Annotated in this window: 16 protein-coding genes; 5 read left to right on the forward strand and 11 right to left on the reverse strand. The window is 68.5% G+C overall.

Annotated elements, in window-relative coordinates:
• Positions 1–62 precede the first annotated feature (62 nt).
• The 4 genes from ACWF82_RS28130 to ACWF82_RS28145 are packed head-to-tail and all read right to left on the reverse strand — an operon-like array spanning position 63 to position 3,299.
• Entirely contained in the window at positions 63–938 is an 876-nt protein-coding gene (locus tag ACWF82_RS28130; protein WP_452505963.1) for an intradiol ring-cleavage dioxygenase, read from the reverse strand.
• Entirely contained in the window at positions 935–2,008 is a 1,074-nt protein-coding gene (locus ACWF82_RS28135) for a maleylacetate reductase (RefSeq protein ID WP_452505965.1), read from the reverse strand. The genes ACWF82_RS28130 and ACWF82_RS28135 overlap by 4 nt, the downstream gene beginning before the upstream one ends.
• Positions 2,008–2,412, reverse strand: a complete 405-nt coding sequence (locus tag ACWF82_RS28140) for a nuclear transport factor 2 family protein (RefSeq protein WP_452505967.1) — start codon at positions 2,410–2,412, stop codon at positions 2,008–2,010. The genes ACWF82_RS28135 and ACWF82_RS28140 overlap by 1 nt, the downstream gene beginning before the upstream one ends.
• Positions 2,409–3,299, reverse strand: coding sequence for an NAD(P)-dependent oxidoreductase (locus ACWF82_RS28145; RefSeq protein WP_452505969.1), 891 nt, complete (start codon positions 3,297–3,299; stop codon positions 2,409–2,411). Before ACWF82_RS28145 ends, ACWF82_RS28140 begins: the two co-directional genes overlap by 4 nt.
• A gap of 384 nt (positions 3,300–3,683) precedes the next feature.
• Here ACWF82_RS28145 and ACWF82_RS28150 point away from each other — a divergent pair, with 384 nt between their 5' ends.
• Positions 3,684–4,442 (forward strand): helix-turn-helix domain-containing protein, encoded by a 759-nt coding sequence (locus tag ACWF82_RS28150; protein ID WP_452505971.1) that lies wholly within the window; start codon positions 3,684–3,686, stop codon positions 4,440–4,442.
• Positions 4,443–4,494: 52 nt separating this feature from the next.
• Here the strand turns inward: ACWF82_RS28150 and ACWF82_RS28155 are convergent, their stop codons facing one another.
• Together ACWF82_RS28155 and ACWF82_RS28160 are read right to left on the reverse strand one after the other, a co-directional pair.
• Positions 4,495–5,703, reverse strand: coding sequence for an acetyl-CoA C-acetyltransferase (locus ACWF82_RS28155; protein ID WP_452505973.1), 1,209 nt, complete (start codon positions 5,701–5,703; stop codon positions 4,495–4,497).
• An 18-nt stretch (positions 5,704–5,721) separates the two neighbouring features.
• Positions 5,722–6,501, reverse strand: a complete 780-nt coding sequence (locus tag ACWF82_RS28160) for an IclR family transcriptional regulator domain-containing protein (protein ID WP_452505975.1) — start codon at positions 6,499–6,501, stop codon at positions 5,722–5,724.
• A 254-nt stretch (positions 6,502–6,755) separates the two neighbouring features.
• Here ACWF82_RS28160 and ACWF82_RS28165 point away from each other — a divergent pair, with 254 nt between their 5' ends.
• Positions 6,756–7,502 carry a CoA transferase subunit A gene (locus ACWF82_RS28165; protein WP_452505977.1) on the forward strand — a complete coding sequence of 249 codons (747 nt, stop codon included), beginning with the start codon at positions 6,756–6,758 and terminating at the stop codon, positions 7,500–7,502.
• Complete coding sequence (locus tag ACWF82_RS28170) at positions 7,499–8,152, forward strand: CoA transferase subunit B (RefSeq protein ID WP_452505979.1); 654 nt, start codon at positions 7,499–7,501, stop codon at positions 8,150–8,152. The genes ACWF82_RS28165 and ACWF82_RS28170 overlap by 4 nt, the downstream gene beginning before the upstream one ends.
• A gap of 8 nt (positions 8,153–8,160) precedes the next feature.
• Here the strand turns inward: ACWF82_RS28170 and ACWF82_RS28175 are convergent, their stop codons facing one another.
• From ACWF82_RS28175 to ACWF82_RS28190, 4 genes are all read right to left on the reverse strand, one after another.
• Positions 8,161–9,039: a hypothetical protein gene (locus ACWF82_RS28175; protein WP_452505981.1), complete on the reverse strand. Its 879-nt coding sequence runs from the start codon at positions 9,037–9,039 to the stop codon at positions 8,161–8,163.
• A gap of 140 nt (positions 9,040–9,179) precedes the next feature.
• Positions 9,180–9,821 (reverse strand): hypothetical protein, encoded by a 642-nt coding sequence (locus tag ACWF82_RS28180; protein WP_452505983.1) that lies wholly within the window; start codon positions 9,819–9,821, stop codon positions 9,180–9,182.
• 64 nt (positions 9,822–9,885) lie between these two features.
• A complete protein-coding gene (locus ACWF82_RS28185; protein ID WP_452505985.1) occupies positions 9,886–12,042 on the reverse strand; it encodes an elongation factor G-like protein EF-G2 in 2,157 nt (718 codons plus the stop codon).
• A 129-nt stretch (positions 12,043–12,171) separates the two neighbouring features.
• The gene (locus ACWF82_RS28190) at positions 12,172–12,924 is read right to left on the reverse strand and encodes a siderophore-interacting protein (RefSeq protein WP_452505987.1); all 753 of its coding nucleotides are present in this window, start codon (positions 12,922–12,924) and stop codon (positions 12,172–12,174) included.
• A gap of 131 nt (positions 12,925–13,055) precedes the next feature.
• Here ACWF82_RS28190 and ACWF82_RS28195 point away from each other — a divergent pair, with 131 nt between their 5' ends.
• Entirely contained in the window at positions 13,056–13,391 is a 336-nt protein-coding gene (locus ACWF82_RS28195; RefSeq protein ID WP_452505989.1) for a TfoX/Sxy family protein, read from the forward strand.
• 264 nt (positions 13,392–13,655) lie between these two features.
• Positions 13,656–14,060, forward strand: a complete 405-nt coding sequence (locus ACWF82_RS28200) for a hypothetical protein (protein WP_452505991.1) — start codon at positions 13,656–13,658, stop codon at positions 14,058–14,060.
• Positions 14,061–14,911: 851 nt separating this feature from the next.
• On the opposite strand, the gene ACWF82_RS28205 is transcribed toward ACWF82_RS28200, so the two are convergent.
• The gene (locus tag ACWF82_RS28205; RefSeq protein WP_452505993.1) at positions 14,912–15,121 is read right to left on the reverse strand and encodes a TOBE domain-containing protein; all 210 of its coding nucleotides are present in this window, start codon (positions 15,119–15,121) and stop codon (positions 14,912–14,914) included.
• Positions 15,122–15,145 lie beyond the last annotated feature (24 nt).

Genomic DNA, 15,145 nt, shown 5'->3' on the forward strand with positions numbered 1-15,145 from the left:
GACCTCGACGGGTCCGGTCGTGTGCGAACCGGGGTGCGAATCCCGGGATATTTATCGCCGCGCTAGTGGCTCGCGAGCACCAGGTCGAAGGTGATGCTCGTCCAGCCGCCCCGCGGATGGGAACCGTCGGGGGCGGGAGTGTCGGTGTGGTGCACGGCCTCGACGACGAGGTTCTCCTTCACACCGAACACCGCGTCGCAGTCCAGATAAGGGTCACCGGCGACGAAGATGTGGGTGATCAGCGGCCGGAAATCCGGTGCGGTGACCATGAAGTGCAGATGCGCGGGCCGCATGGGTCCGCGGCCGGTGGCCGCCAGCAGATCGCCGACCGGACCGTCGTGGGGAATCGGATAGGGCGCGGGCAGGACCGACCAGAACCGGTACTCGCCGTCCGCGCCGGAGCGCAGCCTGCCGCGACCGGCCGAGCGGCCGTCGGGGTATTGGACGTCGTAGAAGCCGTCGGCGTCGGCTTCCCACACCTCGATCCGCGCACCCGCGATCGGCTCCCCTGTCACCGAACGCACCTGGCCCGACACGTAGCAGGCCAGACCCGTTGCGCCCCGGGCGATATCGCCGCCGAGCGGAATCTCGGGGGCGTCGTCGACGAAGAACGGCCCGAACACCGTCGACTCGGTGGCGCCGGGCGCGGCGGCTTCGTTGATGGCGACGGTGAGCATGGACAGGCCGAGTACGTCGGACAGCAGGATGAACTCCTGGCGCCGGTCATCGGTGATATGCCCGGCGCGGGTGAGGAATTCGATCGCGATCGTCCATTCGGTCTCGGTGAGCCGGATCTCGCGGGCGAAGGAGTGCAGGTGCCGCACGAGGCTGTGCAGGACTTCGCGCAGCCGGGGATCGGGGGTGGCGTCGAAGCTGGCCAGCACCTCGGCGGTGACGGCATGTTCCCGATCGATGGCGATGGTGTGGTCGCCGCTCATGACGCGGGCCCCGCCGGGCCGGATCCGGCCCACGCCCCGTGCAGGATCGCGCGTACCCCGTCGGAGGTGACCGGCGTCGGGTTGTCGGCGGGGGCGATCGCCAGGATGTCGTCGATCACCGTGTCGATGTCGGATTCGTCCATGCCGAGTTCGCGCAGGCCAGCGGGGCCGCCGAGTCCGGCACCCAGTTCGCGCAGCGCCTCGACGATGTCGGTGCGGCCCAGTGCCCGGCCGATCCGGTCGGTGGCGTCGTCGGCGTTGGGGGCGTTGTAGGCCAGGACATACGGCAGGACGATCGCGTGCGTTTGCGCGTGCGGCAGATCGAACGCGCCACCGAGTACATGGCAGATCTTGTGGTGCAGGCCCGAACCGGCCACGGCGAACGCCGATCCGGCGAGATAGGCACCGAGCAGGAGCTCACCGCGACTGGCCAGGCCGGTCGGGGCGGCACCGATCGTGGTCAGCCCGGTGACGAGGTGGCGGATGCCGTCTTCGGCGACCGCGCTGGAGATCGGGCTGCGCCGGGGTGCCCAGAACGCTTCGACGCAATGCGCCATGGCGTTCAGGCCGCTGGCCACCGAAAGATCCACGGGCAGCGTGAGCGTCAGCTCCGGGTCGTAGATCACCGTGCGCGGCAGCACCCGGCGCTCGGTCCCGGTGGTCTTGCGGCCCCGCTCTGTCATGCCCCACACCGGGGTGACCTCGGAACCGGCGTAGGTCGTCGGGACGGCGAGGACTGGCAGCCCGGTCGTCAGCGCGACGGCTTTGGCCGTGCCCGTGGTGGATCCGCCGCCCACCGACAGCACCAGGTCGACGTCGGCTTCGGCGGCCGTCTTTCTGGCGAGCTCGGCGACCTCGACCGGAACATGCGGGCGGACCTCGGTGAAGGTGGCCGCCACGCGGTCGGTGAACGACGCGCACAGCTGGGTGGCGATCTCGGCTTCGGCGCCGGACGCGATGAGCAGGATACGGTCGGCGCCGAGCAGATCGAGCTCGCCGAGCAGCCTGGTGCGTGCAACGCCCGCGCCGAACACGACCCGGCCGGGCAGGCCGTCATAGGTGAACGCCATCAGCGGATCTCCCCCGGGATGACGGTCGGCCAGTAAGCCAGCAGCAGCCACCGGTCGCCCTCGCGTACCCAGACCGCGACCGAACGGTTGGCCAGTCGCTTGCGCACTCCACCCGCGGTGATGTCGGCGTGCATCTCCCCGGAGACCACGACAGTGTCGCCGACCACGACGATCCGGTCGACCGGGTGGTCGATGCGGTGGTAGACGTAGTGTCCCGCACGGAGTTTGGCCAGGTAGCTGTCGAGGGTGTCGACTTCGGCGTTGGAGTGGGTGTAGACGAGGCCGGGATGAGCGAGGGCGGCGAAGCCGTCGATGTCACCGGCCACCACGGCGGCGTAGCGGGCGTCCTCGAGCGAGCGGATCGTCGATTCGATCTCGACGGTGGCGAGGGTGTCGCCGGTCATGAGCGTGCTCCTGTCTGCTGTGGGGTGGAGAGGGTTTCGCGCAGCACCAGCTGGTTGCTGCGGCGCAGAGCGGTGAGAACCTCGGCCATATCCGCCTGGGCCAGCCCGACGGCGACAGCGTCGTCGAGCACGGCCAGCGCCGCTTCGGCGCCGGGCAGCGTCAGCCGGCGGCGATGGGCCAGCTCCAGCGCCAAGCCGAGGTCCTTGCGGATGAGCGAGACAGGCGCCGCGACCGGGGTCGACTCCGGTGCGAGGAAGGCCTGCTGCTTGTAGCCGACGTAGGGTGCCCCGGCCGCACTGTTGCGCAGGATGTCGTAGAACGTGGCGGGGTCGAGATCTCCGGCCTCGGCGAGCAGAACCCCTTCCGCGACAGCCTGACTCAGGCCGGCCAGCACCGCGTTGACCGCGAGCTTGGCCGTCGATCCCGCACCGACCGGACCGGCGTGGAATTGCGCCGCGGTCATCGCCGCCAGCACGGGTCGCACCCGCTCGAACTGGTCGGGCGTTGCACCGACCATCGTGGTGATGGAGGCGGTTTCGGCCATCGACACACTGCCCGACACAGGTGCGTCGATCACCGCGAGATGCGGTAGGCCGGCGAGTTCGCGGACGACTTCCGGGCCGACGGTGCCCATCACGATGTGCAGGTGGCCGGGCGCGGCAGCGCGCAGGTCATCGACGACCAGGGCGCGAGTGGAGTCGCCGTCGGGAAGCATGCTGATCGACAGCTCGGTCCCGGCCAGCGCGTCGGCGGTGTCGGCGCGGGTGACCCGCTCGAGCCCCGGGTGGGCCAGTGGGTCGTAGGCGAGGACGGTATGCCCTGCCGCGGCAAGGTGCTCGGCCATCGGCTTGCCCATTCGGCCCAGGCCCGCGAATCCGATCAGCACTGCCGCATCTCCCCCGCTGCGGCAGTCGTCGCGCCGAACCGGCGAGCGGCCGCGGACAGTGGTGGCGGGCAGGTCGACCGAAGTCGCGCAATCGAGAATGACACGGATCTCCTTCGTCGTCGGTGACGGGGAACGGGGCGGAAGCCACCGAGAATGTGTTCAGTATAATTAAACATTCAGCGAGTGATGTCAACCACTACACAACAGTTGCTTGCACCAAGAAGCGGGCGACCCGGCACCCATGAGCGCTAATGACGTCGCCATACTCGCCGGTCCGGGCAAGGTCTCGCGGTCCACACCAGCCGCCGGTACTGTTCATAGAAAGTGAACACGTAGCGTTCACTGATAGTTGATTTGATTCGGCGAGTGGACAGAGGTGCGCTGATGCAGGACAGGATCGGGCCGGCGTTGAAGCAGGCGCGCCTGGATCGGGGGCTGAGCCTGCGCGGGCTGGCGGCCGCGGCGGGGATCTCCGCCAGCCAGCTGTCACAGATCGAGAACAACAAGTCCCAGCCGTCTGTGAGCACGTTGTATGCCCTCGTCAACCACCTCGAGGTCTCCCTCGACGAGTTGCTCGGGATCCGGTACGGCCGCAACGATTCCGCCGCGGGACCGAGCGCCGGATCGTCCGGGGAGCCGGGCACGAGCCGGTCCGGCGGGGTGGTGCAACGCGCCGTGGACAACCCTGTGCTGGAGATGGCCAACGGGGTCCGGTGGGAGAAGCTGGCGGTCGCCCCCGACGCGGGCGTCGACGCCCTGCTGGTCACCTACGAGCCGGGTGCCGCGAGCTCGGTGGACCGAATGCCGATGCGTCACTCCGGAACCGAATACGCCTACCTGTTCAGCGGGGAGTTGACGCTGCTGCTCGACTTCGACAGGTACACCATCGGCGCGGGCGACTCGCTGTGCTTCGATTCCACCCGGCCACACATGTACGTGAACCAGTCGGACGAACCCGCGCGGGGTGTGTGGTTCGTCGCGGGCCGCCACGAGTCCGGCCCCACCCGGGCGTGGGTCGCCGCACAGCTCGGTGAGACCGGCACCGAATCACCCCTGCGCGTGACGAATGCGGTCGACGCACTGGATCTGCTCGGTGCCACCACCGTGCGACCACCCGCCACAAGACACGGCCGCGACAGCTAGGACCTATCTCGAAGCAGTAGGCGGACTTTGAATCAGGCCCGGCGCTACCGGATCAGAGGCGTTCGAAAACGGCGGCCAAACCTTGTCCGCCACCGATGCACATCGTCTCCAGGCCGAATCTGCCTTCGCGGCGGGTCAGTTCGCGCAGCAGGGTGGCCAGGATCCGGGCGCCGGTGGCGCCGACCGGATGTCCGAGCGAGATCCCCGAACCGTTGGGGTTGACGCGCGGGTCGTCGGGTTCGATCTTCCAGGTCCGCAGCACGGCCAGGGTCTGCGCGGCGAAGGCCTCGTTGAGTTCGATCACGTCCATGTCGTCGAGCGTGAGATCCAGTCGCGCCAGCGCCTTTTCGGTGGCGGGCACCGGTCCGGTGCCCATGATCGCAGGCGGCACACCCGCGACCGCCCACGAGGCCAGCCGAGCCAGCGGGCGCAGCCCGAGCGCCCGCGCACGCTGCGGTGTCGTCACAACGCAGACGGCCGCGCCGTCGTTCTGCCCGCTGGAGTTTCCCGCGGTGACGGTGGATTCGGGATCGACGCCGAGGCGGATCGGGCGTAGCCGGGCCAGCGTGCCGAAGTCGGTATCGGCTCGCGGGTGCTCATCGGCGTGCACCAGCACAGGTTCCCGTTTGCGTTGTGGCACAGCGACACTCACGAGCTCTGCCGCGAAGCGGCCGTCGCGTTGCGCGGCGACGGCGCGCTGGTGCGACTGCACGGCGAGCGCGTCCTGGTCCGCGCGGCTGATGCAGTACTGGGCGCGCAGGTTCTCCGCGGTCTCGATCATGCCGCCGTCGACCGGAAAGTTCTTGCCACCAGCGGTGATTCGCGCACGAGCGAGGCGGTCGTGCAGGACAGGCCCGTCACCACGGATGCCCCAGCGAATGTCGTCGGCGTAGAACTCGGCGCGGCTCATGGATTCCACGCCGCCAGCGAGGACGAGATCGCTGCCCCCGGATTGCACCTGCATGCAGGCTTGCAGCACGGCCTGCAAACCAGATCCACAACGCCGGTCCACCTGGACACCCGGCACGCCGATGCCGAGCCCCGCGTCCAGCGCGGCGATGCGGCCGATCGCAGGCGCCTCGCCGTTGGGCGAGGACTGACCGAGGATGACGTCGTCGACGGCCTCGGCGGTGAGGCCGGTGCGCGCGATCAGTTCGATGATCACGGTCGCGGCGAGTTCCTGGGGGGCGATGTCTTTGAACACTCCGCCGAACCGGCCGACCGGGGTGCGCAGAGGTTCACAGATAACAGCTTCGGGCATGGATATTCCTCGTCGACGTCAGGTGTTGGATCGGATCTGGGTCAGGTCGTGCTCGATCGCGGCACTGGTCTCGAGCAGGGCGGGAATGAGGGAGTCGCGGACCTCGCGCAGGGTGTAGCGGGCCGCTTGGGTCGAGATGTTCACCGCGGCGACGACGGTGCCGTGCTGGTCGCGCAGGGGTGCCGCCATCGAGCGCAGTCCTTGTTCCAGCTCCTGGTCGACGACGCAGTACCCGTCGGCGCGCACCTGGGCCAGTTCGGCGCGCAGTTGCCGCTTCGTCGTCACGGTCGTGTCGGTGAGCGGCGTCAGTTCGATCCCCGCGAGGTACTCCGACAGTGCGCCGGCGTCGAGGTCGGCGAGCAGAACCCGGCCCATCGAGGTGGCGAACGCGGGGAACCTGGTACCGATGTTGATCGAGACGGTCATGATCCGGCTCACGGGAACGCGGGCGACATAGACGATGTCAGCGCCGTCCAGGATCGACACCGAGGTCGACTCACGGACCTTCTCTGCCAGCGCCTCGAGGTGCGGGCCCGCCAGGTCGGGCAGGCTCAGGCTGGACAGGAAGCTGTAGCCGAGCTCGAGAACCCTTGGCGTGAGCCAGAACTGGTTTCCGTCGGTGCGCATGTAGCCGAGTTCGACGAGGGTGAGCAGGAAACGCCGCGCGGTGGCGCGGGTCAGGTCGGTGGCATGGGCGACCTCGCTGAGGGTGCGGCGGGGATGCTCGGCGTCGAACGACCGGATGACGGCCAAGCCGCGTCCGAGGGACTGCACGTAATCCGGCGACGGTTCTGTCATGGCTGCCGTAACTCCTTCTCCCTGTCGGCCCGATGGCGTCCACCCCGCGGCGGACGTCGGTGCACCGGGCCGGGCCCGAGGCTACGTCGCGACGGTCCGATCGGCGGCTCGGCATGCGCGAAGCATCGTTGTTCACAATGCGAACGTTTGTCCGTATATCGAACACGCTACGTCCATGACTCCGCTCGGCGCAAGTGTTCGCAATACGAACGTAGGTGCGCCATGCGAACATCTCGTCTAGCATCGCTGGCGTGATGGACAAAGTCATTGCGACGGCCGCGGAGGCCGTCGCCGATATTCACGACGGTGCGTCGTTCGCGGTCGGCGGGTTCGGCCTGGTCGGAGTGCCCCAGGTACTCATCGACGCCGTACTCGCCCACGGCGCCACCGATCTCGAGGTCGTCAGCAACAACTGCGGCACAGCCGGTGTCGGACTGGGCGTGCTACTGGAGGCACGCCGGATCCGGCGCACCACCAGCTCCTATGTCGGTTCGAACGCCGAGTTCGCGCGCCAGTTCCTCGCGGGCGAACTCGAGGTGGAGCTGACGCCGCAGGGCACCCTCGCCGAGCGGATGCGGGCGGGCGGGGCAGGCATTCCGGCGTTCTACACCCCGGCGGGTGTCGGCACCCAGGTCGCCGACGGCGGTCTGCCACTGCGCTACGACGGCGACGGCGGCATCGCGCTGGCCAGCCCGGCGAAGGAGACGCGGGTCTTCGGCGGCGTGCCCTACGTGCTCGAACACGCGATCGTCACCGACTTCGCGCTGATCCACGCGTGGAAGGGCGACCGGCACGGCAACCTCGTCTACCGGCGCAGCGCACGCAACTTCAATCCACCGGCGGCCGCGGCAGGCCGGATCACCATCGCCCAGGTCGAGCAGCTGGCGGAACCCGGCGAACTGGACCCGGACGAAGTACACACCCCCGGCATCCACGTGCAGCGCGTGGTGCACGTGGGCAAGGTCGAGGTCGGAATCGAGAACAGGACGGTACGGGCATGACGTGGACACGCCAGGAGCTGGCAGCCAGGGTGGCCGCCGAGTTGAGCGACGGCCAGTACGTGAACCTCGGCATCGGTATGCCGACGTTGGTGCCGAACTATCTGCCCGACGACGTCACGGTCGTGCTGCATTCGGAGAACGGCGTGCTCGGCGTCGGCCCGTATCCGACCGAGGACGAGGTCGATCCCGAGCTGATCAACGCGGGCAAGGAGACGATCACCGTCGCGCCCGGCGCCTCCTACTTCGACTCCGCCCAGTCCTTCGGGATGATCCGCGGCGGCTGCGTCGATGTGGCCGTGCTCGGCGCGATGCAGGTGAGCGCCCGCGGTGACCTGGCGAACTGGATGATCCCGGGCAAGATGGTCAAGGGCATGGGTGGCGCGATGGACCTGGTCCACGGCGCGAAACGGGTCATCGTGATGATGGAACACCGTTCCCGCGGCGGCGAACCCAAGATCGTCGAGGAGTGCACCCTGCCACTGACCGGGCTGGGTTGCGTGCACCGCATCATCACCGAGATGGCCGTGCTGGACGTCGGTCCCGACGGGCTGACGCTCGTCGAAACCGCGCCGGGAGTCGGCGAATCCGACGTCCGCGCGGCCACCGGAGCAGATTTCACGGTAGCTCTCGCCAACGCGTCTGCCCGGTGAGATCCGGGTCAGCGCAGATATGCCTCGATCCAGTTGCCGAATTCGGTCGCGAGATGCCACTGGTGCTCGCTGACATACAGGCCCGGCACCGCCGCGGGGAATGCGACTTTGAGCTGGCTACGGAACCCGCCACCGGGTTCATCACGGAACTGATGGCGGACCCCGCCGATGAGCTCACCGTCGGGGAGGAAGGCGGCACCGGCGACCGAGAGCGGATACGCCGGATCCGCGGGGACCACCACCTTCGACTGGTCGGCGTAGTCGACGAGGAACCGGCTGGGGAGCACTGCTCCACCGGTTACCTCGATGACCTCCTGCCGCCCGTCGTCCAGGGTCGCGATGATGTAGTGGTCCGGGCACGCGTCGGTCCAGAACGCCAGGTCGTTGTTCACCCGCGCCCGGTCGAAGGTGTCGATGAAACCCTGCGCGCTACCGCGATCACTGGCGATCTCGACGGTCGCCACCACCCAGCGGCCATCCGACGCCGCGAGCGTGGCGCGGGTGGCGGCCTCGGAGGCGACGAGCTCGGCGGCGAGCAGTTCACGCAATCCGTCGGGGCCGATCAGCACGCGAGCCCGTGCCATCGCCGCTCGTGCGGCGGGAATGTCGTCGACGCTCACCTCGAAGCGGGCGAGCAGTGAGTCGAGCTCACCGGTCAGCAGGCCGACGTAGTCCTTGCGCAGCCGCGCCGCGGCCACCGACAGCCGGCGGCGTTCCCACTCGGCGACCTTGCCCTGATCGATCAAGAGACCATCGATGTAGGTCCGCAGCCCGGCTGCCGGCGTTCCAGGGGAGGCGAAGGCGCTTCCCATCCCGGCGTAGGCAACCGCCGCGGTGGCGGCCGTCGCCCCGGCCGCACGGACGATGAAGCTTCTTCTGGTCAGCATCGACCAATCCTCTCGATTTAAAGCTAGTCAAACTTGCGATAACATACCCTCCGCTATGCATGCCGCCTTGTCAACGACTTGCGCATGGTTAACGCCATGAACACTGGCGTTTGCAATCACCCCCCGCCCTCCCCGGCGGATCAGGTCTTGGTCCACCTCCGCGCGACACCCTCGCGGGTCGCGCGACTACCTGCGGGGAGATCCAGCACGTCCTGCAGGGTCGGGTCCTCATCGATGGCGTGCCACAGGTGCCCGATCTTGCCGCCGGGCCCGGCGTCGGACAACCCGATCAGCTGCCACCACCCGTCCTCGTCGTGACCGACGTGCAGGATCGGTTCCTGCTGCTCGAATACCTGTGCGGTCTGGATGCATTGGGTGCCGACGACCCAATGCCGCATCCACCATGCGCGGGGATCCCGCTCCATCACCCGGTCGACCACCCACCACACGAACGGCAGATCTTCGTGCGCCCGTGCCTGTTCGGCGGTCAGATCCGGACCACCTTGCGGAACCTGCTCGAAGGGATCGTCCACGAGACCGTACGCGTGCGAGCCTTGGTGCGGAAAGACCACGGCGTGGAAGGTCGCGCCTCCGGGATTGCCCGCCCCGATGCCGATGGTGATCCGCCCCGCGTGTGGATCGGACCCGGTGGTCCACCCCAGCGCGTAGGACGCCAGTTCACCCTGCGGCCCGACGAATTCACCGAATGCCCGCCGATCCATGCCACTCGCATCCGCCGTCGGCACCTCGATCATCCGGCCTGGAATCACATCCACATTCACCAGGGGATCGTAGCCACGCCGCTCCGCATACTCGGCAGGGCGATCCAGGCGGAGAACACGTGATTCAGGCCGACGCCGCGGCGCTTTCCTTGCGTGCCCGTTCGGCGACGGCGGCGGGCATCGGCTCGTGCCGTAGATACCCGCGGGCGAACGATCCCGCCCCGTGGGTGAGCGATCGCAGGTCGATGACATACCTGCTCAGTTCGAGTTCGGGTACCTCGGCCCGGATCTGGGTGCGGCCGGTCTCGGCCTGTTCGGTGCCGAGAATGCGGCCGCGCCGGGTGGACAGGTCGCCGAGGACGGCGCCCAGCTGGTCGTCGGGGACCGTGACCCGCACCGCGGCAACCGGTTCGAGCAGCAGGGTTCCGGACGCGTCCGCCGCGTCGCGCAGGGCGAGGGCACCCGCGGTCTGGAAGGCGGCGTCGGAGGAGTCCACCGAATGCGCTTTCCCGGCAACCAGTGTCACCCGCACATCCACCAGCGGATATCCGGGAGTGACCCCGCGCGCGGCCTGCGCCCTTGCCCCTTTCTCCACCGATCCGATGAACTGCCGCGGCACTACCCCACCGACCACCCGGTCGACGAACTCGAATCCCGTCCCCGCCGGCAGCGGTTCCACCTCGATCTGGCACACCGCGTACTGCCCGTGCCCGCCGGACTGCTTCACCAGCCTGCCGCGTCCCTCGGCCGCCGCGGCGGGCGTCTCCCGTAACGCCACCCGATACGGTTCCACGTCCACCCGCACCCCGAACCGCCCGCGCAACCGTTCCAGCGCGACATCCCGGTGGGCTTCCCCCAGACACCACAGCACCAGCTGATGGGTGTGTTCGTTGTTTTCCAGCCGCAGGGTCGGATCCTCGGCGACGAGCCGGGTCAGGCTCTGCGAGAGCTTGTCCTCATCGGCCTTCCCCTGCGCCCGGATAGCCACGGGCAGCAGGGATTCCGGCAGCTGCCACGGCTCGATCAGCAGGGGATTCCCGGTGCCGGACAGGGTGTCGCCGGTTTCCGCGTGGCCGAGTTTGCTCACGAGCGCGATATCGCCGGCGACAGCCTCGGTCAGTGTCCGCTGTTGTTTCCCCAACGGCGCGGTGACCCCGCCGACCCGGTCGTCGGCATCGTGGTCGGGTCCGCAGACGCGGACGGTGTCCTCGCTGTGCAGCGTGCCGGAGAACACCCGCACCAGCGATACCCGTCCCACATACGGGTCGGACGAGGTCCGGATGACCTCCGCGGCGAGTTCCCCCGCCGGATCGCAGCGCAGTGCGGTTGGGCCGGCGCCGTCGCCGCGCGGCACGGCCGACAGCGGGTGTTCGATCGGCGTCGGGAACCCGGCCGTGACCAGTTCCAGCAGTTCGAGCGTGCCGAGGCCCTGCTCCGCGTCCTCGGCGGCCGGTGCCGCGAACAGCACCGGATGGAAGCTTCCGCGCGCCACGGCTCGTTCCAGGTCGTCGACCAGGGTGTCGAGTTCGACGGGTTCGCCGTCGAGGTACCGGTCCATCAGCGTTTCGTCTTCGCTCTCGGCGATGATCGCCTCGATCAACCGGTCGCGGGCCGGGTCGATCACCGCGAGCTGTTCCGCGGAAGGTTCGGTGCGCACCTGTTTCCCGCTGCGATAGTCGGCGACCCGGCGCTCGAGCAGTTCCAGCAGTCCGATCGCGGGCCGGTGCCCGTCGGGGCTCTTCTGCCCGTAGACCGGCAGGTGCAGGGGCAGCACGGTATCGCTCGCGCCGTCGGTCAGCAGCGCCTGACAGGTCTGCACCAGTTCCGCGTACTCCGCCCGCGCCGTGTCCAGATGTGTCAGCACGATCGCCCGCGGCATCCCCACCCGCGCGCATTCGGCCCACAGTTCCCGCGTCGGCCCCGCCACGCCCTCCACTCCGTCGGCAGCCGACACCAGGAAAAGGGCCGCGTCGGCCGCCCGCAACCCGGCCCGCAGTTCGCCGACGAAATCCGGGCATCCCGGCGTATCGATCAGATTGATCTTCACCTCGCCCCACATCACCGGGACCACCGACAGCTGCACAGATCTGTGCTGTCGCCGTTCGACCTCGTCGTAGTCCGACAGCGATGTCCCGTCCTCCACCCGGCCTGCCCGGTTCACCGTCCCGGTCGCCAACGCCAGCGCCTCCACCAGCGTCGTCTTCCCCGCACCGCTGCTGCCAACCAGCGCCACGTTCCGGATGCTCTCCGGTCGCTGCGCCCCGTTCGTCCGGTCCACCATGTCGCACGCTCCCTCGGGTCGGGATCCGGCTCCTTCGAGCTTCCCACCGCAGGTAGGGGCACGTCCACGGTTTCCGGCCGATCGATGCGGCGACTCGGCACGGGACCTCCCCCGGCGATGGATGGCCGCTCAGCTGGAAGTGGGCGCGGACTCGCGGGTGGCCAGATCGGCCCTCCATTCCCGGAATCCCTCTTCGGTCCGGCCACGCCGCCAGTAACCGGAGATGGATGCGGCCCACTCGGCGGGAACTTCCCGTTCTCTGCGGATGTAGCGGCGCAGATCGTGCATGACGGCGTGCGCTTCGCCGTGGATGAAGACCTGCACCTGTCCCTCCCGCCAGGCCGCGGCGCGCACAGCCTCGGCCAGCGCTTCGCCCGGCGCACGGTCGCCTCGATGCAACCAGGTCAGCTCCACCCCGTCGGGCTTGGCGACAGGGAGCTCGTCCTCGGGCCCAGCCACCTCGACAAAGGCGATACCCACGGCCGTCGCCTGCATCGACTCGAGCGCGGCGGCGATGGCGGGCAGCGCGGAATCATCACCCGCCAGCAGATGCCAGTCCGCCTCGGCGCGTGGGGCATAGGCACCGCCTGGACCATAGACATCGATGGTGGTGCCCGGGGCTGCCTGCGCTGCCCACGGTCCGGCGATGCCTTCGTCACCGTGATAGACGAAGTCGATCGCGACCTGTTCGGCGGCCCGGTCGATCGAGCGCAGGGTGTACGTGCGCAGCACCTCGGCGCCGTCTATCGGGAAGATGAGCTTGACGTAGGAATCGGTGGTCGCGCCGACCGCCAGGCCGGAAGCGAGGAGGTGCACGCGCACCATATGCGGGGACAGACGTTCGGTGCGCAGCACCGTCAGGGTGGTACGGGGGCGAGCCAAGGAAACCTCCAATAGTTAGCGTTACCTAACAAACGTACCGCGATTCGGGGTGGACTGGCGGAGGCACAGATTTTCCGGCGTGCGTGCCAGGTCACAGGGGGTTGTCGGTGCCCTGGCGCATACTGGCGCTCATGGCGTATGACGCGGAGCTTGCCGATCGGGTCAGGGAGCTGGTGTATCCGCGTGGCGACGTCGACGAGAAGAAGATGTTCGGTGGACTCGCTTTTCTGGTCGGCGGCAATATGGCTGTCGCGGTGAGCGGTAAGGGCGGGCTGCTCGTGCGGGTCGACCCCACTGCGAGCGAGACCTTGATCGACGGTGCGGCGGTCGCGCCGATGACGATGGGCGGCCGCGAAATGACCGGCTGGCTGCGCGTGGTACCGGAACTCGTCGCCGACGACACGGTGCTGCGCGAGTGGGTCGAACGCGGCGTGGCGTTCGCCGCCGACCTGCCCCGCAAGCGCTGAGCAGTAGGTGTCGGCAGGCTGCTGCCGAGCCCGGGATGCGGCGATGAATACGAGCGGGAAGAACGCGCCGATATTGAGCAGGGACAGCACGATCGACTTCCACCACCAGGCGCCGGTCGGCAGCAGGGCCTGGTGCCGCTGTCAGTGGAGACGTCAGGTGTGTGTCAGCTCGGTGTCAGCCGGCCCGACCACAGTGTGTACATCGAACAAACCAGCGGGCACCGACACCGTCAGTGCCACAACAGATTTCGAGGAGTACACACCATGTCCACCACCATCACCCTGACCGACCAGGACAAGAGCACCCTGCGCACCGCCGCCTACGGCGCCGTCTCGCTGATCGCCGCCGCCGGTGCGCCGCACAAGGGGATCTCGCACGGTTCCATCGCCCTGACCTCGGCGACCGGCCTGGTCGGGCACGTGCTCGCCGCCAAGTCCAAGGACATCCACCTGCCCGGCAAGTCCGTCGCCGCACTCGCCGACCAGGTGCTGCCGAGCCTGACCGCGGCCATGAGCCTGCTCGCCGAGCAGGCCCCGGCCGAAGCAGGCAACTTCCGCGACACCGTCCTGGTCGCCGTCGAAGCGGCCACCCAGGCCAACAAGGGTCAGCCCACCCCGGCTGTGGCAGCGATGGCCCGTAAGATCGCCGCCGCCCTCGACGCCGCCTGACGGCTGCGGGCGGTTCCGTCCCGGACCGAGTCCCGGTGCCGAAGTGTCACCTCGGCACCGGGACTCCCCCGTCCAGAGTCCCGTGGTAGCCGACCTGCGCGATGAGCTGCCACGGGTGGTGTCGTCCCCGGACAGCCCGACGGGCTACGCAGGAAGCGCGATCGTTCTCTCGCGGCCGACAAGATCGCGTCGATATCCAGGAAATCATGCGGCGCCCAACGATTGAACAGCGCATCCATCTTGCCCGCGACCGCATCATCAGGATGCAAGACCGGCCCGACTTCGAGCAGGACCGGCGACTTTGATCTCCAAACACTCCGAGATCCACCTTGGCGACGTATCCGTCTGCGAAAGCAACCGTCAGCTGCACCAAATCAGGCGTTCGGCGCACGACCGAAACATCGAGACCCGCGTGCACGAAGGCAGCGGCGACATCATCGGCGACCTCGCCCGGACTGCCGCGCTGATCGGAGAGAGGTCCACGTCCTCGGACGGGAGCGAACCCATCCCGTGCAACGCGACCGCATGTCCGCCACCGAGCACGAACCCGCGGTTGCCCACCGTGTGAAGCGCGATGCGAGCCAACTCGAGTTGGCGAAGATCCATCAGGCAGCCGCGCGCAGCTGCGGAAACCGCTGCTCCCACAGCGCCTGGACTTGTCGCGCCGGACGCATCTGGGCCCAAATGGCGACAAGCAGCCGCCCACTGATCAGCTCACGCAGGTGATGGCCGGTGCCCTCTTCCAGGACAATCGTGTACGCAGCAGTGCGCGCACTACGCGGACGTGAAGCGTTTCCGCGACCACGACCCCGCTCCTACCGAACCATAGGCGTGAGTCCCGGCCGGGAGTGTCACTCGATGCCGAGGGTGACCTCGGTCGATTTGATGAGGACTTTTACCGCGGATCCCTCGGCGAGTTCCAGGTCGTCCACGGCGGCGCGGGTGATCGAGGAGGTGATCTCGTCGCCGCCGGTGAGGCGGATGCGGACGACGGCCATGGCCTCGCCGCGAGTGACCGAAAGGACCGTGCCGTCGAGTTGGTTCCGGGTGCTCAGGCGCATAGCTCAGCCTAGATCGATCGGTCT

This window comes from Nocardia sp. NPDC055053, from assembly GCF_053608285.1.